Source organism: Tenacibaculum ovolyticum DSM 18103, from assembly GCF_000430545.1.
GTDB classification, from domain to species: domain Bacteria; phylum Bacteroidota; class Bacteroidia; order Flavobacteriales; family Flavobacteriaceae; genus Polaribacter; species Polaribacter ovolyticus.
Genome location: NZ_AUMF01000010.1, coordinates 186,888 through 209,075, shown reverse-complemented (window position 1 = coordinate 209,075; position 22,188 = coordinate 186,888). Strand labels below are relative to the sequence as shown.

The 22,188-nt window shown below is 28.9% G+C and carries 19 protein-coding genes; 8 read left to right on the top strand and 11 right to left on the bottom strand.

The window, feature by feature from the left end; all coding sequences use genetic code 11:
- Window positions 1–2: 2 nt before the first annotated feature.
- Both H518_RS0103395 and H518_RS0103390 read right to left on the bottom strand, forming a co-directional pair.
- Complete coding sequence (locus H518_RS0103395; protein ID WP_028887764.1) at window positions 3–2,408, bottom strand: YfhO family protein; 2,406 nt, start codon at window positions 2,406–2,408, stop codon at window positions 3–5.
- A gap of 2 nt (window positions 2,409–2,410) precedes the next feature.
- Window positions 2,411–2,692 carry a DUF4834 family protein gene (locus H518_RS0103390; RefSeq protein WP_231891984.1) on the bottom strand — a complete coding sequence of 94 codons (282 nt, stop codon included), beginning with the start codon at window positions 2,690–2,692 and terminating at the stop codon, window positions 2,411–2,413.
- A gap of 137 nt (window positions 2,693–2,829) precedes the next feature.
- Between H518_RS0103390 and H518_RS20355 the strand changes: the two genes are divergently transcribed.
- The 7 genes from H518_RS20355 to H518_RS0103355 all read left to right on the top strand — a co-directional run bounded on the left by H518_RS20355 (window position 2,830) and on the right by H518_RS0103355 (window position 10,121).
- Window positions 2,830–4,224: a transporter gene (locus tag H518_RS20355; protein WP_051263649.1), complete on the top strand. Its 1,395-nt coding sequence runs from the start codon at window positions 2,830–2,832 to the stop codon at window positions 4,222–4,224.
- An 18-nt stretch (window positions 4,225–4,242) separates the two neighbouring features.
- The gene (locus H518_RS0103380; RefSeq protein WP_028887762.1) at window positions 4,243–5,361 is read left to right on the top strand and encodes a GNAT family N-acetyltransferase; all 1,119 of its coding nucleotides are present in this window, start codon (window positions 4,243–4,245) and stop codon (window positions 5,359–5,361) included.
- Window positions 5,361–6,071 carry a 16S rRNA (uracil(1498)-N(3))-methyltransferase gene (locus tag H518_RS0103375; protein WP_028887761.1) on the top strand — a complete coding sequence of 237 codons (711 nt, stop codon included), beginning with the start codon at window positions 5,361–5,363 and terminating at the stop codon, window positions 6,069–6,071. The genes H518_RS0103380 and H518_RS0103375 overlap by 1 nt, the downstream gene beginning before the upstream one ends.
- Window positions 6,072–6,111: 40 nt before the next feature.
- Entirely contained in the window at window positions 6,112–7,272 is a 1,161-nt protein-coding gene (locus H518_RS0103370) for a helix-turn-helix domain-containing protein (protein ID WP_028887760.1), read from the top strand.
- A 260-nt stretch (window positions 7,273–7,532) separates the two neighbouring features.
- On the top strand, window positions 7,533–8,174 hold the full coding sequence (locus H518_RS0103365; RefSeq protein WP_028887759.1) for a DUF4159 domain-containing protein: 642 nt from the start codon (window positions 7,533–7,535) through the stop codon (window positions 8,172–8,174).
- A complete protein-coding gene (locus H518_RS0103360; protein ID WP_028887758.1) occupies window positions 8,158–9,075 on the top strand; it encodes a bile acid:sodium symporter family protein in 918 nt (305 codons plus the stop codon). The genes H518_RS0103365 and H518_RS0103360 overlap by 17 nt, the downstream gene beginning before the upstream one ends.
- Window positions 9,075–10,121, top strand: coding sequence for a lysophospholipid acyltransferase family protein (locus tag H518_RS0103355; protein WP_051263648.1), 1,047 nt, complete (start codon window positions 9,075–9,077; stop codon window positions 10,119–10,121). The genes H518_RS0103360 and H518_RS0103355 overlap by 1 nt, the downstream gene beginning before the upstream one ends.
- A 42-nt stretch (window positions 10,122–10,163) precedes the next feature.
- Here the strand turns inward: H518_RS0103355 and H518_RS0103350 are convergent, their stop codons facing one another.
- The 4 genes from H518_RS0103350 to H518_RS0103335 all read right to left on the bottom strand — a co-directional run bounded on the left by H518_RS0103350 (window position 10,164) and on the right by H518_RS0103335 (window position 15,370).
- Window positions 10,164–13,082, bottom strand: a complete 2,919-nt coding sequence (locus H518_RS0103350; protein WP_028887756.1) for a glycoside hydrolase family 3 N-terminal domain-containing protein — start codon at window positions 13,080–13,082, stop codon at window positions 10,164–10,166.
- 35 nt (window positions 13,083–13,117) lie between these two features.
- Window positions 13,118–13,603 carry a hypothetical protein gene (locus tag H518_RS0103345; RefSeq protein WP_028887755.1) on the bottom strand — a complete coding sequence of 162 codons (486 nt, stop codon included), beginning with the start codon at window positions 13,601–13,603 and terminating at the stop codon, window positions 13,118–13,120.
- Window positions 13,604–13,674: 71 nt separating this feature from the next.
- Entirely contained in the window at window positions 13,675–14,502 is an 828-nt protein-coding gene (locus tag H518_RS0103340) for a 3'-5' exonuclease (RefSeq protein WP_028887754.1), read from the bottom strand.
- A gap of 13 nt (window positions 14,503–14,515) precedes the next feature.
- The gene (locus H518_RS0103335) at window positions 14,516–15,370 is read right to left on the bottom strand and encodes a PPK2 family polyphosphate kinase (RefSeq protein ID WP_028887753.1); all 855 of its coding nucleotides are present in this window, start codon (window positions 15,368–15,370) and stop codon (window positions 14,516–14,518) included.
- A gap of 147 nt (window positions 15,371–15,517) precedes the next feature.
- Here H518_RS0103335 and H518_RS0103330 point away from each other — a divergent pair, with 147 nt between their 5' ends.
- Window positions 15,518–16,027 (top strand): flavodoxin family protein, encoded by a 510-nt coding sequence (locus H518_RS0103330; RefSeq protein WP_028887752.1) that lies wholly within the window; start codon window positions 15,518–15,520, stop codon window positions 16,025–16,027.
- Between the two features lie 39 nt (window positions 16,028–16,066).
- Here H518_RS0103330 and H518_RS0103325 read toward each other — a convergent pair whose 3' ends face one another.
- The 5 genes from H518_RS0103325 to H518_RS0103305 all read right to left on the bottom strand — a co-directional run bounded on the left by H518_RS0103325 (window position 16,067) and on the right by H518_RS0103305 (window position 21,926).
- Complete coding sequence (locus H518_RS0103325; RefSeq protein WP_028887751.1) at window positions 16,067–16,990, bottom strand: AraC family transcriptional regulator; 924 nt, start codon at window positions 16,988–16,990, stop codon at window positions 16,067–16,069.
- 129 nt (window positions 16,991–17,119) lie between these two features.
- Window positions 17,120–18,121: an NADP-dependent oxidoreductase gene (locus H518_RS0103320; RefSeq protein ID WP_028887750.1), complete on the bottom strand. Its 1,002-nt coding sequence runs from the start codon at window positions 18,119–18,121 to the stop codon at window positions 17,120–17,122.
- A 93-nt stretch (window positions 18,122–18,214) separates the two neighbouring features.
- Window positions 18,215–18,952, bottom strand: coding sequence for a helix-turn-helix domain-containing protein (locus H518_RS0103315; RefSeq protein ID WP_028887749.1), 738 nt, complete (start codon window positions 18,950–18,952; stop codon window positions 18,215–18,217).
- Between the two features lie 248 nt (window positions 18,953–19,200).
- Window positions 19,201–19,617 carry a DUF2147 domain-containing protein gene (locus H518_RS0103310; protein ID WP_028887748.1) on the bottom strand — a complete coding sequence of 139 codons (417 nt, stop codon included), beginning with the start codon at window positions 19,615–19,617 and terminating at the stop codon, window positions 19,201–19,203.
- Window positions 19,618–19,907: 290 nt separating this feature from the next.
- On the bottom strand, window positions 19,908–21,926 hold the full coding sequence (locus tag H518_RS0103305) for a T9SS type A sorting domain-containing protein (RefSeq protein WP_028887747.1): 2,019 nt from the start codon (window positions 21,924–21,926) through the stop codon (window positions 19,908–19,910).
- Window positions 21,927–22,188: the final 262 nt, after the last annotated feature.

Genomic DNA, 22,188 nt, shown 5'->3' with positions numbered 1-22,188 from the left:
TCTTATTGTTTGTTCTTTCTACTACGAATAACAAACCAACCTATTGGTATTAGTAATAATAAAACATAAGAAAACAGTGTAACTATATTACCTACGCTTATTACAGTAGGTTCATATTTGTATTCTAATACGTGTTTACCTTTTGGTATCTCCATACCTCTTAAAACATAATTCACGTTATAATGCGGTACTAATTCCCCATTTAAATAAGCATTCCAACCATCTTTATAATATATTTCTGAAAATACAGCAAATTGATTTTCTTTCGCATTAACATCATAAGTTAACGTTGTTATATCATTTTTCACTAAATTAATATATGATGTAGTATCTTTTATATATGTTAATGAAGGTAATTTTGTTGTTAACTTTTTTGAATTTAAAACTGCCTCCCTTTTTGTATTTAAACTATCTAAAGCTTTTATCTCTTTATTTGCCGTATTAACAATCTTTAATCGATCTATAAACCAAGCATTACCGTTTGCATCTCTGTTTTCTTGAAATTTATCTTCACCTACAATGAAATACTTTGCATTTAACATGTTTAGTACCTCTATATTATTTTTTGAAATTTGATACTCAAATAACTCTTGATAACGTTTCATTTTTGCCGCATGATACCCTCCAATCGAATTATGAAAATATGATGTTCGACCATCTTGCATAGGATTCACACTAAAGTTTACTACACGATAGTAACTCTTATCTTTTAAAATTTCTTTATCAATTTTTGTAGCTGTAAATGGTTTTAATACTTTTCTTGCTGATGTAAAATCTTCTTTATTTACATATTTAATATCTACTGATACTAAATCAAAAACAATAAGCCCACCTAAAACAATTAAAACCGGAACTTGTTTTAATTTCCCTTTTAAATAAAACCACAATAATGCTGCTGAACCTAAAACTAATAAAAACGAACGAACACTATCGTTAAATAACATTGCTTTTCTATCAGTAATTAATGCCCCTATTAACTCTGGTAATTGTTGATATTGTGAATCTCTTAGTCCTTCAAAAGCAAATAAACTAGATCCAAACAATACGAATACTAATGTAATTCCACCTAAAACATAAAAAGCTTTTTTTAACGCTTCTTGTTTTTCCTCTGATGAAATTTTTGATGAAAAGAAATCTCGTAAAGCTATCACTCCTAATAACGGAACACATAACTCTGCGATTACTTGAATAGAAGAAACTGCTCTAAACTTATTATATAATGGTACATAATCAATAAAAAAATTAGTTACACCTGCAAAATTTTTCCCCCAACTTAATACAATAGAAAAAATAGTAGCAGACACCAACCAATACTTCAACTTTCCTTTTACCAAGAAAATTCCTAAAAAGAATAAAAAGAATAAAATAGCACCAATATACGCAGGTGCTTCTACAATAGGTTGCGTACCCCAATAAGTTAATACACTCTTAGAATAATCTTTCGCAACACTTTTACCTGCATTTTGCTCTAAAACTTGATAAAAATTAGAATCTTCCCCTAACTTCTCAACAGTTCCTCCTCCCATAAAACGAGGAATTATTAAATTAAATGTTTCAACAATACCATAACTATATTCAGTTATGTAAGACTTATCCAATCCTGTTGATTTTTCTTTTGGTAAACCATCAGAATTAATTGTTAATTCTGATTTACCTCTTGTACTAAAATCAGCATACTGCTTCATTGATAATAGTCTGGTAGAGTTTACCCCTAAACCAATAAACATAGCTCCAAGTAATATAGCTGCTTGTTTTGCGAAAGCAGGTAATAATTTAGTCTTAAAAGCTTCAATAAATTCTACAATTACTAATATGAACAAACAAAAACCAAGATAATAAGTCATCTGGGGGTGGTTTGTGTATACCTCTAAAGCCATTGCTAAGGCAGTAATTATAAAACCTACTAAATATCTTTTTCTAAAAATATATAAAACCCCAGCGATTACCAATGGCATATAACCAATAGCATGTGCTTTTGCGTTGTGTCCTGCTCCGAAAATAATTATTAAATAGGTAGAAAAACCGAAGGACAAACTTCCTAAAATGGCTAATTTCCAATCAACTTTTAAAGCTGTTAATAATAAGAAAAAACCTAAGAAATATAAAAATAAATAATCTGCTGGCCTTGGTAAAAAACGTATTGCTTTATCAATATATCTTACAAAATCATTCGGATAATAAGCACTAACCTGATAAGCTGGCATACCACTAAAAGCATTTCCTAACCAATAAGGCTCTTCATTTTTTTCAATTCTATAATCTTTAACTTGCTTAGACATCCCTATAAATTGGGTAATATCATTCTGTTTTATTTGCTTACCACTTAAAACTGGGTTAAAATACAACAGTGATATAATTGCAAAAACAGCAATCGCAATTGCATGCGGAATATATTTTTTAAAATTCATAGTTAATCTATTTCTTCAAAATCAACATATTCTCCTACCGAATTATTGCTTTGCTTAGTGTTTTTAGGGGTTTTATCTACTACCGTTTTTCCTTCTTCTACAGTAGTTTCTCTTTGTTGATTTTTATATTGTTGCTCAGCTTTTTTCTGAACTTTATCTACTGCTTTTTTCAATAAATATGGAGCAAACAGCTTAACAAAAAATTTTACTATATAATAGATTAGTACTATTATAAAAATAGTTTTTAAAAAATTCATAGGTCCAGCTTCATTTATATGTGTCATTGTAACTTTTAATAAAAAATTAATCAAAAATAACAATTTGAACTAAAAATAAGCGTTAAGACTTTACAAAACTTATATTATATAATAATTTGTATTTTATGTATGTTTGTACTAATTCTATAATTTGAATTTATAACATGACTAAGAAACTTATTTTGTTTTTTGCTTTTTTCTCAACTTTCGTTGTAAATGCTCAGTATACTACGGTGATAAACTCAAATCGCCCAGGGTTTTCTGAAAGCCCATACAGTGTTGGTTCAGGCGTTTATCAATTTGAGAGCAGTTTGTTTTTTAGAAAAGCAAGTGCAACTCCTACTTTTAGCAACCCACAAGCTTTAGGTTTAAATCTGTTATTTAGAACTAGTTTCTTTTCTGAAAAGTTAGAATTTAATCTTAATACATCACTTCAAAACGATAAAATTGCATTCAAAAATGTTTTTGAGTCTTCTTACAGCAAAACAGGATTAAGTAAATTTACATTAGGTGCTAAGTATTTAGTTTATGCACCTAAATACAATGATAAAAAAGAAGAAATAAGAAGCTGGAAAGCAAGACACTCCTTTGATTATAAAAGACTCATACCCCATGTAGGTGTTTATGTCGGTGCAAATTTTGGTAGTTTTTTAACTGATTATCATCAAAAAGGAGGTATTAGTACAAAAGTTGGCCTTTTACTTCAAAATGAAATTTCAAATAAACTATATGTAATTACGAACTTATATTATGATAATATTGGTAGTGATTTTTCAGAATACTCATATATAATTACTGGTACTTATAATTATAATGATTATTGGTCTGGTTTTGCAGAGATACAAGGAACCTTCGAAAAATATCAAAAGAAAACAAATATTGGCGTAGGTGCTGCATATTTATTTAACGAAAACCTTCAATTTAATGCAACACTTAGAGGAACATTACAACAAAAAGAAGCTGGTCTTTACACAGGGCTTGGTGTTTCTTACAGATTAAATAGGCATCAAGATAAATTTGTTGAACTAGATGAGTTTGGAAATAAAATTGAAGAACAAGAGGCGGTTAAATACGACGAAAACAAAGGTTTCTTTGGACGTCTGTTTAGTAAAGTAAAAGGTTTATTTAAAAAGAAAGATAAACAAACCGTTGTTGTAAAAGAAGGTGATACAGAAGAAGAAATAACAGTTAGTAAACCAAAAAGAGAACGTTCTAAGTCGTTAGTTGATGTTATAATTAAAGAAGATAAAAAAGAGAAGAAGAAAACGACAAAAGCTGAAAAGAAAGCTGCTAAAAAAGCAAAAAAGAAAGCTGAAAAGGATATTAAAAACAAAGAAAAAGAACGTTTAAAACTTGAGAAGAACATAAAAAAAGAAGAAGAGAAGGAACAAAAACGTAAAGAAAAAGAACGTTTAAAACTCGAGAAAAACATACAGAAAGAAAAAGAGAACGAAGCTAAACAGAAAGAAAAAGAACGCTTAAAGCTCGAGAAAGAAATAAAAAAACTTGAAGAAGATTTAAAAAAGGAAGAAGAAAAAGAACAAAAGAAGGATAATTAAAAATCTTACATTTGCTGTATGATTAAAATTAAAGAAATAACCTCTAAAAAGGAAATGAAACAATTTGTTAAATTTCCTTTTTCTCTTTATAAAAATAATAAATACTGGGTTCCTCCTATTATAAAAGATGAAGTTAATAACTTCGATAAAAATAAAAATCCTGTTTTTGAACACGCTAAAGCAAATTTTTTTATTGCTTTAAAAAACGAGCAAATTGTAGGAAGAGTCGTTGCTATTATTAATACCTATGAAGTAGAGAAACAACAGATAAAAAAAATACGTTTTGGATGGTTTGATGTTATTGATGATATAAAAGTAACCGAAGCTTTACTTAATAAAGTTAAAGAAATAGGTAAACAAAATAACTTAGAATATATTGAAGGCCCTGTAGGTTTTAATAACCTAGACAAAACTGGCGTATTAGTTGAAGGGTTTGATCATATAGGTACTATGATTACTTGGTACAATCACCCATATTATTCAAAACATCTTGAACAATTAGGCTTTAAAAAAGAAAAAGAGTATTTAGAAAATAAATTTCTTTTTAAAAATGTTGATGCCGTAAAATATGGAAAAGCTAGTAATTTAATTCAAAGAAGATATGGATTAAAACCTTTAGACTTTACTTCAACAAAAGAAATAATGCCATATGTAGATGAAATGTTTGAATTATTTAGCCATACTTATTCAAAACTTTCAACATATGTACCTATTTCTGATGCTCAGATAGAACATTTTAAAGAAAAATACATTAGCTTTATTAATCCTGAATACATAAAATTTGTTGTAGACAAGAATAATAAACTAGTAGCTTTTGCTATTGTAATGCCTTCTTTTTCTAAAGCTTTACAAAAAGGAAAAGGAAAACTTTTCCCCTTCGGATTATTTCACCTACTTAATGCTAGAAAAAACTCTAAAGATGTAACGTTTTATTTAATAGGTGTACATCCTGAGTATCAAAACAAAGGTGTTATTGCTATAATTTTCAAACAATATTGTAATACTTTTTCTGAAAGAGGAATAATTAACTGCATTAGAACTCCAGAATTAGAAGATAATGAAGCTATACATAAAGTATGGAAAGACTTTGATCCGACAACACACAAACGAAGAAGAACATATAAACTTGATTTATAATGCAATTATTTTTCAATCAAAATATTACAACAGAAACAAAGCAAATAACTTTTGAAAAAGAAGAAAGTAGACATATTGTTAGAGTTTTAAGAAAAAAAGAAGGCGACATATTACATATTACAAACGGTAAAGGCTTTTTATTTTCTGTAGAAATTTCTATTGCAAACGATAAAAGGTGTCTTGCTACAATTATAAAACAAGAAGAAAAACTAAACAATAGAGATTATTACTTACATGTTGCTATAGCTCCTACAAAGAATAACGATAGATTGGAATGGTTTTTAGAAAAAGCTACCGAAATTGGGATTGATGAAATCACCCCAATTATCTGTGACAACTCTGAAAGAAAAGTAGTTAAGATTGAACGATTATCTAAGATTGTGCAATCTGCCATGAAGCAATCATTACAATTTACACTTCCTAAACTTAACAACCCTGTAAAATTTTCTGAGTTTATTAAACAAGATTTTATTAAGGAAACATATATCGCACATTGTGAAGAAGGATTAGAAAAAAAGCTTTTAAAAAATATAGCAGTACCAAACTCTAAATACACAATTCTAATAGGACCTGAAGGTGATTTTTCTACAAAAGAAATTGAAAAATCATTAGCTTCTAAATTCATTCCTATTTCATTAGGTGAAAATCGACTCCGTACAGAAACAGCAGGAATTAATGTTGTACAAAGTATTGCTTTTATAAATCAGTAAGTCATTTTTTGTATATTTATCTTTTTTAACTAACTAACTTTTGGATATACCTGTTTTATTTAATTTCTTCTTGCTTTTAAGCGCCTTACATGGTTTTACTTTTAGTATTATTCTTTTTTTTTCAAAAAATGGAAAAGAGAAAAGTATGCGCTATTTAAATCTATTAATAGTAGCTATTTCTTTAAACAATATTCAATCATGGGCATTAGAAAAACATTTACTTCAGCATAAATTTGCGTTAGAATACTTACAAATACCTTGGCATTTTTTAGCAATGCCTTTTTTGTATATGTTTTTAATTCATTATTTAAACTTAGCTAAAAAGTCATATAACCTCTTAAAAATAATAACCCCTTTATTTATAGTAATTGTTCTTACTCAAATAATTTTTGTTTATAACTATAGTGGTTCTCCATCTCAACATAAACTAGACTATATATATGAAAGGTATACTTCTTTTGAAGAGATTTTCAGCCTAATTATATCATTAAGTATTTTCATTTACTCTTTTTATATACTCTATAAAAAAGAGAAACTTTTCCCTAAAATACTATCTTTTGATAATTTAAAATGGATTCATAGCTTTTTTAAACTAACCGCTATCGGGTATGCATTGTGGATAATAGCCTTGGCTGTAAAAGTAAAAATGAATTTTACAGGTTTTTTATTCTCATACTACCCTCTTAGAATATACACAACTGTACTTATATATTGGTTAGGATACCAAGGACTAAGACAAATAAGAATTTTTAAAGAACGTAAACAAATAAGGGAATCTTTATTAATTGATTTAAATGGTGATTTTAGTCTTGAAACAATTAATTTAAATTCACAAGAAACATCTTCTGAAAAACACAAAGAACAATTCATTGAAATAAATAACTTTATTAAAAAAAATAAAAAATTTTTAGTTCCAAAATACACCTTACAAAGCTTATCTAAAGACACAAAATTAAGCTCAAGTACGCTTTCTTTAATCATTAACAACATAGCTAATAAATCTTTTACAGATTATCTTAATGAAATGAGGGTAGATCAAGCAAAATTACTTTTACTCGACCCTAATTATTCTAACTACACCATTACTTCAATAGGACTAGAATCTGGATTCAATTCTAAATCAACATTTTACACTGTATTTAAAAAACACTCTTCGTGTACGCCCGTTCAGTTTAAAAATACATCTATTGCAATAAATTAAGGCATCTTTTTATAAATAGTGGACTAAAAACACCCTATTTGGACGATTCCGAACCCTTGTTCTTTTATTTGAAACTATATTTGTTCATATATCGACAACTTTTGAAGACTTATTTGTTTTTCAAAATATGATATTGAAAATATTTATTGAAATTGTTTTTCAATAATGAAAAAGGAGAAGCCACAAAAAACATCAATAATCTTATTGGTGTTTTTTATTGTTCTTTTACTATCTTGCTTTTACAAAAAGTATTTTTTTTAATGAAGAGCGTTGTCCTGTTTTTATTTGTCCTTAGTTTTCATTCTATTTTCTCACAACAAATTGCTGTTTTAAAATACAAAGGCGGAGGTGATTGGTATGCTAACCCAACTGCTTTACCTAATTTAATACAATTTAGCAACGCTAATACCAATACATCTATTAATAAAGATATTCAAACCATTACGCTTAACGACGATACGGTTAATAACTACCCTATTGTATTTGCAACTGGGCATGGTAATATTTTTTTTACTACTGAAGAAGCTAATAATTTAAAAAACTATTTAATTTCTGGAGGTTTCTTACATGTTTCAGATAATTACGGTTTAGATAAATATATAAGAAGAGAATTAAAAAAAGTTTTTCCTGATATTCAACTTCAAAAAATACCAAATAACCACCCCATTTATCACCAAACTTTTTCTTTTCCTAAAGGGCTACCAAAAATACATGAACACGATAAAAAACCAGCGCAAGGTTTTGGGCTCTTTTATAAAAACCGCTTGATTGTTTTTTATGATTATGAAAGCGATTTAAATGATGGATGGGAAGATGCAGCTGTACATAACAACCCAAAAGAAACAAGAGTAAAAGCTTTAAAAATGGGAGCCAATATTATAGAATATGCTTTTAAACATTAACGATATACAGATTGACAGTATTAAAATAAATTTTAATACTGATGCTTTATGGATGCTAAACATTGCTTTAGCAATTATAATGTTTGGAATTGCTTTAGATATTAAAGTTTCTGATTTTAAAATTCTTTTAAAAAAACCAAAGGCAATTTTAGTGGGTATCTTATCTCAATTTATTTTACTCCCTTTTTTAACTTTTGTTGCTATCTGCATAATTAATCCCTACCCTAGCTTTGCTCTAGCAATGATATTAGTTGCTGCATGCCCTGGTGGTAATGTATCTAATTTCTTTAGTAAAATGGCAAACGGAAATACTGCTTTATCTGTAAGCTTAACAGCTTTTGCTACCTTAATTTGCTTAGTAATGACTCCTTTAAATTTACATTTTTGGGGTAGTTTATACGAACCTACAAATGTTATTTTAAAAAGTGTTTCCTTAAATCCGTTTGAATTATTTAAGCTTGTTTTACTTATTTTAGGAATTCCTATAGTATTAGGAATGACTGTGAACCATTTTCATACTGAAATGGCACAAAAAATTAATAAAATACTCCGTCCTTTTTCAATTATATTTTTTGTGCTACTAATTGTAATTGCTTTATATGACAATGCCAGCATTTTTAAAAACTACATCCATTTAGTTTTGTTTTTAGTTATATTTCATAACATATATGCTTTCATTATAGGTTACGCTACAGCAAGAGCTTTTAAATTAAATAAAAAAGATACCAGAACTATTTCAATGGAAACTGGAATTCAAAATAGTGGTTTAGGTTTACTCCTAGTTTTTAGTTTTTTCGATGGACTTGGAGGAATGGCTTTACTTGCTGCTTTTTGGGGGATTTGGGATATGTTTTCAGGAATGATATTAGCTACTTTTTGGGGCAATAAAAAAAATAATTAATGAGCGCATTATTATATTTTATTTTTAAGATTTACTTAAAAATAGGGTTATTTTTTTATTCAAAAAAAATAACCCTATTAGGCAAAGAAAATGTTCCTAAGAAAGGAGCTATATTATTTACCGCAAATCATCCGAATGCATTAATAGATCCTCTTTTAATAGCTACAAACACAACAAGAAAAACCTACTTTTTAGTTCGTGCTGCTGTTTTTAAGAAAAGGGTAGTTGCTAGTTTTCTAAATTTATTAGGTATGATGCCTATATATCGGATTAGAGATGGAGTAAAACAGTTATCAAAAAATGAAGAAATTTTTAACAATTGTCAAAAATTATTAAAGAACAATAAATCTTTACTGATTTTTCCAGAAGGAAGTCATAGTAAGAAAAGAACTATTAGACCTATTAGCAAAGGATTTACAAGAATAGTTTACAGAACATTAGATAAATACCCTGATTTAAAGATATATATTATCCCTGTTGGTATAACCTATCAAAACTCTTCTAAATACCCTTCAGAGGTTACTGTTGCATTTGGTAAGCCTATAATTGCAAATGACTTTTACAATACAAACGACTTAAACTCTTCGGTAAAGAGTTTAAAAAACCAAGTTCACATCCAATTAAAAAAATTAACTGTTCATATTGAAGATGATGAAAATTACAGCACTATTTTAACTAAGTTAAATAATGCTAGAACAGACTTTACAGCTATAGATACTGTAAACTTAAATATAAAAAAAGAAAATTATTCTATTAAACCAAATCCCTCTAAAACAAGGAAATCCCCTTTATTTTATCTAATAATTTTAAATAGTTTTTTTCCTTATTTAATTTGGAAATTGATACGTAAAAAAATAGATGAAATTGAATTTATTGATACTTTCCGTTTCGGATTAGGTATGGTTTTGTTTCCTTTATTTTATTCCTTACAAGGTTGGACTATTTACTTATTCTTTAATTTTAAAATAGCTTTACTTTACACTATAACTTCATTTCTACTAGTACTTATTTACACAAAAACATCAAATACAAAAGGCAGCAACTAATTTAATAGTTACTGCCTTTTAGTTATGCTTTGTAATTGTTTTTTACTGAATTATAGCATTCTGAATATCTTTTTGAATTTTGGTTCGCATATTACTTTTAACCAAACCTCTATTTCTCATTGTAGGATATACTCTGTTTGATAAAAACACATATAAAATACCCGATTCTGGGTCTGCCCACGTATAAGTTCCTGTAAATCCACTATGCCCAAAACTTTCGTCTGATACACAACCACAAGTAGCTTTAACTTTAGGGTTTAGTTGTGGTTTATCAAAACCTAAACCTCTACGTACTCTTCTTTTTTTATAATACCTATGATTAAATTTATCAAGCGTTTCAGGGTTTAAATATTTTTTCCCTCCATACTCACCTTTTTGTAAATACATCTGCATTATTTTTGCTACATCATTTGCGTTTGCAAATAAACCAGCATGACCTCCTACTCCACCTAACATAGCTGCTCCCATATCATGTACATAACCATGCACTAATTGGTTTCTATAGTAACTATCTCTTTCAGTAGGTACTATTTCAGACCTATCAAATTTTCTAAGTGGCAAATAAGTCATTCTATCAGCTCCTAAAGATTTATAAAACTCCTCATCAACTAGCTTATTCAAAGGTGTTTTATATTTTTTCTCAAGAATTTCTTTAAAAATATAATACCCTAAATCACTATATTTATATCCTACTCTTTTTCGCTGATCAATTTCTACGATATGTTTATATATTGTATCTCTATAATCTTTACTTAAATATAAGTTCCTTGCTACTTTAATATTATACTTTTTTGTTCTTTTTTTTCGATAATACTTAATTGAATTTTTCCCTGTTTCTTCATCTCTTGTATTCATATAAAAAGGTATCCATGAAGGAAGACGAGCTGTATGTGATAAAATTTCTTTTAACATTAAGGTATCTTTATTAGAGTCATAAAATCTTGGTAAGATATCTCCTAAGCTAGAAAACAAACTAATTCTTCTATCCTCCTCGGCTTTCATTATCATAGGTAAAGAAGCTAAAATTTTGGTTAAAGAAGCTAAATCATAAATATCAGTTTTTTTTACTTTTCTTTTTTTTAAACCTGTGTGATACCCAAAACTTTTATTGATAAAAACTTTTCCGTTTCTAGCAACAAATATTTGCCCACCAGGAGTCATTTTTTGCTTTAAAATAGTATCAATTCTTTTATTTATTATTAATAATTTCTCAGAAGAAATACCTGCCTCTTCAGGTATTGTATATTCAAATACATGAAGTCCTTTAATTAAAAGACCTTCGCCTTCTTTAAACTCATTATTAATTGATACTGGTAATTTTCCTTTTAAGTCAAAAGCTCCAAAAAGAGCTTGCGCAGAAAGTTCTTGTGCTAATTTACTATTTTGATAAGAAACGACGACCCCTTCTATATTCTCAAACGATTTAAGTTTTAATAAACTATACGGACTTGCAAATACATCTAAAATAACCTTTTTTGTTCTTGCTATTTCTTGTAACCAAACTAAATCTTTGTTAGAAAACTTATAACCTTTCCACGGATGTTTGTTAGATTTATGAAATCCAACAATAACTAAATCATATTTTTCTAATTTCTGTATTAAAACACTTAAGTGTTTGTCTGAAATTACATCTATTTTTTTATAATTTCTAAGCATTTTTAAAAACTCTTTCCCTTTAGAACTACCTAAAGAAACATATGCTATTTTCTTATCTTTAAGATTTTTAATAGGTAAAATGCTATCTTTATTCTTTACAACAGTAATAGAGTTTTTAATTAATTTTCTATGTAAAACCTCATCGTAAGGTGAGTTTAAATCTTGCTGTAAATTCTCAGTAGCAATTGGTACGTATTTATTTAAACCTACTAAATACTTTGCTTTTAATATTTTTTTAACCGAAAAATTTAATCGTTCTTCTGTTAAACTTCCCTTTAAAATAGCATCTTTTAATAACTTAACAGATCCCGGAATATCTTGTGGGATTAACAATATATCATTTCCTGCAAGAATTGCAGCTAAATCAATTTCTGCTGGAGTTGAATAATTTGCTGCTCCTTTCATGTTTAACCCATCTGTTACAATTAAACCTTGAAATCCTAATTTGTTTTGCAATAAATTAGTAACTACATTTCTTGACAATGAAGTAGGTAACTTAGCATTTGGCTCTAATGAAGGAACACTTAAATGTGCTGTCATAACACTTGCAACACCTGCATTAAATATTTTCTTAAAAGGGTACAACTCTATTGAATCTATTCTTTGTTCACTAAAATTTATTGTTGGTAAGGTGTGATGTGAATCTGTAGCAGTATCTCCATGACCTGGGAAATGCTTTGCGTTTGCCAAAACACCAACGCTTTGCATTCCTTCACTAAAAGCGATTGCTTTTTCGGTAACGTTCTCTTTACGCTCTCCGAACGAACGATTCCCTATAATTGGATTGTTTGGATTTGTATTAATATCAACCACAGGTGCAAAATTCATATGAATTCCAACTCTTTTACAATGTTCTCCTATTCTCTTTCCTGTTTCCTTTAATAACTCTTTATCACTAATTGCTCCTAAAGCCATATTCCAAGGAAAACGATATGTATTTTTAAGACGCATATCTAATCCCCATTCTCCATCAAAACCAATCATTAACGGAACTTTTGCTAATGCTTGATATTTATTATTTAAAACAACCTGCTTACCAGGTGTTCCTTGCATAAAAATTAAGTTACCAACATGATATTTCTCTATCATATTCTTTATAACTTGTTCATGCTTTTTATCTTTGTTTGAATACGCTTGTATCATAAACAGTTGCCCTATTTTTTCATCGACAGACATCGAATTCATAAGACTATCTACCCAAACAGCTTGAGCTTTTTCGTCTTTTGCTAAAAGAGGATCAACCTGTTGTGCATTTGCTAATTGAACAAAAGCAACTATTAAAAAAACTACTATCTTTTTCATCATATTTTCATCAACTATAGTTAAATAGAAATCAATTGTTATACCAAAAATCGTTTATGCCAACTTTTATCGGCTGTTACCTCCCAATTAGTTTCAAAATCTTCTTTTGTATTTATCATATTATTAAATACAATAGTTTCTGATGTTATTTTTTTATCTTTTGCAAATTGTTGAAAATCTGATAATTTAACAACATTAATATCCTCTCCTTCTTTAAACGAGACGTTCATTTTATTCATTAAATCAACTTTTAACTCATTTTCTAATTCTTTTACAAAACGAACTGAAGAATCTATAGAGCAACCTGAAACGTTATTAAAACCTTCATCAACTCCTAACACTAAAAACTGATTATATTTAACAGTAAACGATCCTTTTAAATCATCTCCATGACGCGTCCAACTATCAATAAAAAGTATGGCTTTTGCACAAATATATTCTATCTCTTCTATAGTAAATTCTCTATCTGCTTGGTACACCCAAACTCTTGAGTTGTTTGGTAAATTATTATATTCTGTAAACATTATTCTTTCTTATTTTATAATCTCTAAATTAAAAATTAATACAGTTTTTTCTCTTAAACCGATGTTAAAGATTATCTTAAATTAAACTTTTGCTGTAAAGCTTCTAACTTTTCTTTATCTGTCATCTTCTTTTTAGGCACTGTCATTCGCTCTTTAATTTCGCGTAATACTTTTTTTGTATATAACGGAAAATCTGCATTTTGAATCCAAGCATTATATCCTGGGTTTTCTTTAAATACTTCCTCTACTGTACGTCCTTTATATTTTCCGAAAGAAAAAATTTCTTGATCTTTATCATTTACTAAAATAAAGCCTGCAAAATCTGCTCTTTTACCGTGTGTTGAATATTCACTCAAAGCATCAACAGTATTTTCTATATCAGTATACTTATCTAGTTGTGCTAATAAAATTTCATACGTAGCATTTGTATCTGCTTCTGCACCGTGAGCTCCTACTAATTCTTTTCCGCAATAAAATTGATATCCTGCACTTAATGTACGCTGCTCTTTTTTATGAAAAATAACTTGAACATCTACCGCTTTACGATTATTCATATCAAAATCGATACCAGCACGCATTAATTCTTCAGCTAAAACCGGAATATCAAATCGATTAGAATTAAACCCTGCCAAATCGCAACCTGCAATCATTTCATTAATACTAACAGCTAACTCTTTAAAAGTAGGCTCATTTGCTACTTTCTCATCAGTAATTCCATGGATTTCTGATGATTCTTTCGGTATTTTTACTTCAGGGTTTACCAACCATGTTTTACTTTCTTTGTTTCCGTTTGGAAATACTTTTAATATTGATATTTCTACAACTCTATCTTTTGCGATATTGATTCCTGTTGTTTCTAAATCGAAAAATATAATTGGTTTTGTTAAGTTTAATTCCATTTTTTTTTTGCAATTATTCGTTGTTTAACTGAGCTTTAAACTCATCTAATTTATCTAAATCTTTTTGTGCGAGTGATGGTTCTTTAAAACCATACTTTTTTAACTCTTCACTAATTGTTTTTGCTACAATATGTCTTGCTGTTGGTTTATCATCAGCAGGCACTACATACCAAGGTGCATGATTTGTTGATGTTCTATTTAATAAATCTTGATAACAGTCTTGATATTTATCCCATAACTTACGTTCTTTTAAATCTCCTGAAGAAAATTTCCAATTTTTCTCTGGAATATTTAAACGACGTAATAACCGATTCTTTTGCTCGTCTTTTGATACGTTTAAAAAGAATTTTAAAATAATAGTACCTGTATCTGATATATGCTTTTCAAATTTATTGATTCTATCCATTCTAGCGTGATAAAAATCATCATTTAAATCATCTAAACTTTTAATTGTAGGAATATTTTCTCCAAAAACATATTCAGGGTGTACTCTTGTTACCAATACATTTTCATAATGCGTTCTGTTAAAAACACCAATCTTTCCTTTTGCTGGCAATGCAATGTAATGACGCCATAAAAAATCGTGTTTTAACTCTAATTCTGTTGGTACTTTAAAACTATGCACCACTACACCACGTGCGTTTACATCTTTAAATACCTCACGAATTAAACTATCTTTTCCTGAAGTATCCATTCCTTGCAAGCAAATAAGCATACTGTATTTGCCCTCTGCATACATGGTATCTTGTAAACCACTAATTTCTTTTCTTAGTTTTTTAAGCTTCTTTTTAGCGTCTTCATCAACTTCTTTTGTCTCAAAATTACTCAACGCTTCTCCCGATGAAAACTTATAGCTATCTATATTCATTTGCATTACTTAATTAATAGTATAAAAATACAAAAAATATCCCCTTTTCTTATTGATTTTCTCTTGGGAATTATCAATTTTTACAATCAAAGATTAAATACACTTATAATTTAATTTCCGAAGTTTATAATCTAAACAAAATGACACATGAAAAAAACTGTTATCATACAAGCCAGCTCTAAAAGTAACGGAAACACAAACACTATTATTAACTATTTAAATACTGATAATCGTTTTGACATTATCGATTTAAAAACTAAGAATATTGGTTCTTTTGAATATGATTTTAGCAATGCTGATGACGATTTTATTCCTTTAATGGAAATGATTATTGAGAAATACGATACTATTGTTTTTGCCACGCCTGTATATTGGTATGCCATGAGTGGAATTTTAAAAACTTTTTTTGATAGAATGTCTGACCTTTTGCATTATAAGAAAGAATTAGGTAGAAAATTACGAGGAAAAAATATGGCTATGATAAGTAACTCTGGCACCAACGATTTAAAAAACGGATTTGAAATGCCTTTTATTGAGAGCGCAAAATACTTAGGTATGAATTACCTAGGAGCTACACATACTTGGTTTACAGATAATGGTGAAGATATTAATTCGGAAGCTAAAAAAAATATTGCTGATTTTAGTAAGTTAATTTAAATAAAAAGGTCTTTCATAGGTTGTGAAAGACCTTTTTATTTATTCTACAGGTATACAAATATCTACAACACACTTTCCTTCTGGATGCTCTTGCGGATTGTTATAATAAATTTCAAAAGGGTCTTGATCTGCTTTTTTATAACCATGCTCACTCATCCACACAAAGCTCCTTTCCCATGCCTCTTGAAAATCTTTTGATGCTATTTCTAATCGAGAAACAATACACTTCGTTTTTGGTAATGTTTTTAAATTTACCTCTCCTGCTGTTTTTATACCTTCTAATAAAGTAACACAAGCACTCATTCTTATCTTCTCTGGATCTGTAATTTTTGGACTGTCATGATAAATAGTTAACATTCGTAAATTTTCTTGTGCCATTATTCCTTTCGGATGTGCCCATCTCATTAACTTATTATAAACATTATCAATTGCATCCATTTTCCCTTGATGACTGATATATGCTAATTTTAATGCTGGCATTATTTTAACTTCAGTTTTTGCATTCATTTTTAACCAATTTAAGTTGTTATTTACATTACAAATGTATTGCTCAAATGAAGTTAGCACTTGTCCGTTATTGCTTTCTGTTTTACAAATCTTGCTAAATTTATGTTTACTTTCTTTTTTAAACTCAACGGCACTCATACCATAGAATTTTTTAAATACTCTTGAAAAGGATGATAAGTTTGTAAATCCTACTTTTTCTGAAACCTCTGTAACCGACATTTCTTTTTTGTGTAACAAAAATGATGCTGATTTTTCTATTCTTTTTCTTGTTATAAAGTTGTTTAATGTTTCGCCTGTTACACTCGAAAAAAGACGATGAAAATGAAATGGAGAAAAATGAGCTTTTGAAGCAATGTCATTTAGTAGTAATTTTTCATGTAAATGTTCTTCAATATAAGTAATTGCCTTACCTATTCTTATTACTGTTTTTGGTGTTACTTGTTTTGAAGATTTCATTTAGTTTACTAATTTTAAAAACTTTTATTTAATTACTACTACTTTTTTGCCACGCAAGTAGCCGCATTACGTTTTCCGCTAAGTCATAAATTTTTCTCAAAATTTCATCTCTGCTCTTTTTTGCGGTAGTTATTTTATTTTAATTATTACTTTTCCTTTTACACGTCCAGATTTTTGATAAACTAATGCATCTATTGATTCTGAGAATGGAAATGTTTTATCAATTACAGGTTTAATTAAGCTTGCTTCTACAAGTTTTTTAATCTCTATTAACTGTTTTCTATCTGGCTGCATCAAAATAAGTTTGTAAAATGCTGATTTACTCTTGATTTTCTTCGTTATCTTTCTCCTTTTAATAGACAATACAAAACGAATTATTCCATTAAGTTTCAATTCTATTGCAGTTTCTTTATCTACTTCTCCAATAGTACTAATTACTTTACCTCCTCTCTTTATAACATCAAATGCTTCGACGGTATAATTACCTCCTAATGTATCATAAACAATGTCAACATCTTTTACAATATCTAAATAGTTCTCAGTTTTATAATCAATAACTCTATCTGCACCTAACTCTTTAACCCAAGAAACATTTTTAGTACTCGTTGTTGTATAAACATATGCACCTTTACTTTTTGCATATTGAATAGCAAAAGTTCCTACACCACCAGAACCTGCATGAATTAATACTTTATCACCTGTTTTTAAATTAGCTTTATTAAAAGACTGAATTGTAGTCAGCCCTACTAAAGGTAAACTAGAAGATTTATTAAAGTCTAAGTTTGATGGTTTAAGACTAACTACATTAGCGTTTACCGCAATAAATTCAGCGAATGCACCTGGAAATTCTCTAGGTACTCTAGAGTAAACTTCATCTCCAACTTTTAAGCCTTCAACCTTAATACCTTTTTTTATAATAACCCCTGAAACATCAAAGCCAATAGAAGCTGGAAATGTTAATTTGTGGATTCTTTTCAAGGCTCCTTCAGTGATTTTATAATCAATCGGATTCACACCAGCTGCATGTATTTCAAGAAGTACTTGATTATCTCCTATTGTTGGTATTTTTATTTCATTAAAAGATAAATTAGTCTCAATATCTCCGTATCCTTTTATTTGCAAAGCCTTCATAAATTGTTATTTTTTAGCTCGTTATTACTCCCTCTACTCTTATTTAAAACACAAAAGTACCCACGAATTAAATAACAAATTTGTATCAACTGGCTAACTTTTCTGAATCAATTTAGGATTAAATCCAAATGTCTCCTTAAATACCTTCGAATAATGTGAACTATCTGTAAATCCGAATTGATGCGCCGTTTCTGTCAAGTTTTGTTTTCTTAACATACTAAAAGATTTACTTACCTTATTCCATTGTTGGACCTTCCGAAAGGTAATCCCTGTATTTTCTTTAAAAAGGTGTAAAAATCTACTTTCGGATAAAAAACAAATTTTGGCTATTTCTTTTAACGATATTACTCGATTAAAATTGGCTTCTAAATATTTAATCGCCTTTTTAATTCTCTCATCTTTATAAAAATTTTCTGTTTCGCACTCCCCTTTAAATACGTCTAATAAACTGCTAATTTGTAAAACAACATTTTCAAAATTTATTTTTTCATTTAGAAAATCTATACCGCATTTTCTTAACTCTTTCAAAATTGGATGCTTGAATTCTGAAATTTCATTATTTGATAATTGATTTAAATAATGTCCAATTGGAGAAGTTGGATAAAATAAAAGTAATAAGTGCTCTTTTTCACATGACAATTGATGAGTAACGTTGCTTTTTATTAGAAAGCTTTTAAACTCAGCTATTTCATTATTCTTTTTTGTTAAAATTATTTCGGTATTTAGCGAGATGTTTATTTGAATAGCATAATGTTTATGCAGCAAATTATCTTCAAATTGTCCGATTGAGAAACCCCAGTTATTTCCAAAATATATTTTGTTTTTTTTCATTGTTTCTTCAGGGTTTCATCTTCTATATAAGAAAAGTAATCTTTTAAATTTTGGTTAAAAATCATGATGCTATTTTAGCTCTCTAATACAAGTTTTAAGAAGTATAAATACCATAACATTTATCTATAAACAGGTTTCTTTTATATCAACTCTTTTTCTATAATAACAAAACTATAAAAAAAGCACATACTAATTATGATTTGCACTTTTTCATCCATTATTTATGCACGTTATTCTATACCATTTTATTATTTTCTGTTCCAATATTGAGTTCTTCCCAAAATCGACATACCAATAAAACCTCTAACTTTCAATTTATTATTCTTAATTAATTCTAGATAACAACTATATATTTTTCCCGTTTGTGGGTCAAGAATAGTTCCTCCCTCATATCTAGTGCCAGTATTATTAAGGTTTTCAATAATAATTAATCCAAGTATTGGTTTGTCTTTTTTATCCCCTTTACATTCTTTACAGATTGTATTTTTCTCTCCTCCATATTTTTTGACAATTTTTGCGAAATAGAGATTGTTCGTTTTATAAATTTTTACGACTCCTTTTTTTTCATTCGTTTTATCATCATAAGTTTCCCATTGCCCCACAATATTTTGTCCTTTCGCTGTTGTACTTAATGCTAATATTGCTAACAAAAATAGATATTTCATTATTTTAAGTTGTTTTAGCTGATTATTTTTTTATTCTCATTAGGAACACAAAAATAGCTACTACTTAAACAATAAAATTGTATCAACTAGCTAACTTGTCTGCATCAACTTAGAATTTAACTCAAAAATTTCCTTAAACACTTTAGTATAATATGAACTATCTATAAAATCCGAATTGATTTCTATTTTTTATTCTTTTAAAACTGTACAGGCTATGTATAGTTTTTTACTATTATGAATTTGTAAAGCTTATTATTCTGCGACAGTTAAAAGAGCTAATGAAGATTTTTCTAATGAATTTGAATCTTTTCTACAATTAGTCTTTTGCCTACTTTAATTTTCACTAAATAAATTCCCCGTGTTAAAAAACGTATATCAATAGTGGATTGATTATTTTGAAAGGTTTTAATATGCTGCCCTTGAAGGTTGTAAAATGTCCATTCTATAGACTCATTGAATTGTGTTTTTCCTTTCAAATTAAAATGCAAAAGATCGCTCGTAGGATTAGGAAAAACACTATAAGCTTTTTCAGTATTATGATATGGAGGAGTTGCTTTATCAAAATTAACGCCAAAAAGAGGATAGGGTTGCCCAAACTCATAAGCTCCTCTGTCGGCTCGTCCATCAAAAACAAATGGCAAATTGAGGTTATCAATAGCTACCCCAGAATTGATCGCTGCTGAACCATCAGTTAGCTCTAGATCTCGTTGACCAGGAACAACACCTAGCACATAATTGTTTGGTAAATTCGCATCCTTTAAATCAGACATTGTAATAGCAATTCCATTCGATTCTATATCAGTTCCTGCCTGTAAAGCACCAATATTCTCATAACGAATATTAGACCATTTAAACCATTCGCTCTGGTTAGTTCCGCTTCTTTCTGAAAAATAAGCATTATAATCCCAATCATCTATACTACCCGATACTAACCCGAATTCCTCAAATACGTATTCTGTACCCATAATAATATTGTTTCTTAAATAAGTGTTCTGCCAACCACTTGGAGAAGATAAACCATTACCATTCTTATTACTTGTATTATGTACAATAATAAGACCTGCTGGGCTTCTATTCATTTTATGGGCAGAAAAACCGTCTTCTATGTTAAAAAACTCATTCCTAAAAATATAACAAGGACCTCCTAAAACTGGCGCTAAACTCGTACCTGTTCTACTATTATATACTCGATTCCTATATACTCGACTGTTAGCTATAGTAAAGTCTATTTCAATACCATCATCTACACAATATGCAATATCATTATAGTAAATATCCATGCTGTAAGAAACATCAACAGCTCTTCCGTCAGTAGAAATTCCGTCTCCAAAGTATTGAATCGTATTGTATCTTACCACATTATTATTCCCTCGAATATCAATACATCTTTCAGATGGAATTCCAGATTGTGGCCAAGATGTAGTTCCTGTAAATTCATTATTTTCAATAGTTTGATCATGTTCCCATCCATTCTCTCTTCTGTTGTAATAACCATAACCTACATCTTTAATTTTGTTATTTTTAATAGTTACAAAAGCAGTATTTTCTGCATTAATTGCCCAATGCCCATTTTGAATAACAAAACCATCAACAATAAGGTATTCGGTAGTTTTTGAAAAATCACCAATATTAACAATCCCTGCACTTGTATTAGCCCCATCAATAATAGCCCCATGAAGGTTTTTACTTTTAAATACAATTGGGTTACCTACTGTACCATCAGCGGTAATGGTAAATGGTTTGTACAAACCATCTAATATTAAAAATAAATCGCCTGCCACAGCGTTATCAGCTGCCATTTGCAATCCTAAAAAAGGAGTACTCTTTGTTCCATTTCCGCCACCGCTTCCAGGTGCTACATAATAGATAGAACCAGTAGAAGAATGTTTTAGTGGCGTTTTAGTAGATATGGTTCTAATTTCTGTTATGCTTCCGCCATCTGGATCAGTTATACTTAACTTCAATTCATATGCTGTACCAGGTTCTAAAAAAAGAACACTCCCGGCAAGATAATTTTTATTTAAACTAGTATTATTTACTTTCATCTCTGGGTAAGCTCTCAACGTTTTCGCTCCTTGTAAATACGTCGCCGTTCCCAATACTCGATACGCTATTTCAAGATTGCTATTATGATTATTATCATCATTAATTTCCCACAATACACTAATATGTTCATATGTAGCATCTAAACGAATGTCTTTTGGTGTAATTTTATTCTGAGAAAAAACAGTTCCTATCACAAACATTAAACTTGTAACAGTTATAAGTTTTATGTTTTTAAAATTGATAGTTTTCAGCTTTTCATTCATCTTGTTTATTTTTTAGTGAAAAATATGTCTAATCTTAAAACGACTACCAACAATAATTATTTTACTATTAAATGTGCGTAATTAGGTATTTTAAAGATAAATGCAATATCTTGTTATTATATAATATAACAGCACTTTCCCTTGCTGTTTTTTCACTTTAAAAGTCAATCAAAACGATCATAATTACGAGAAATAAATTACCTATCAAAGAAACAATTAGAAATCCAATTGCTTCGATAATCAACTATAAATTGTTTAATTC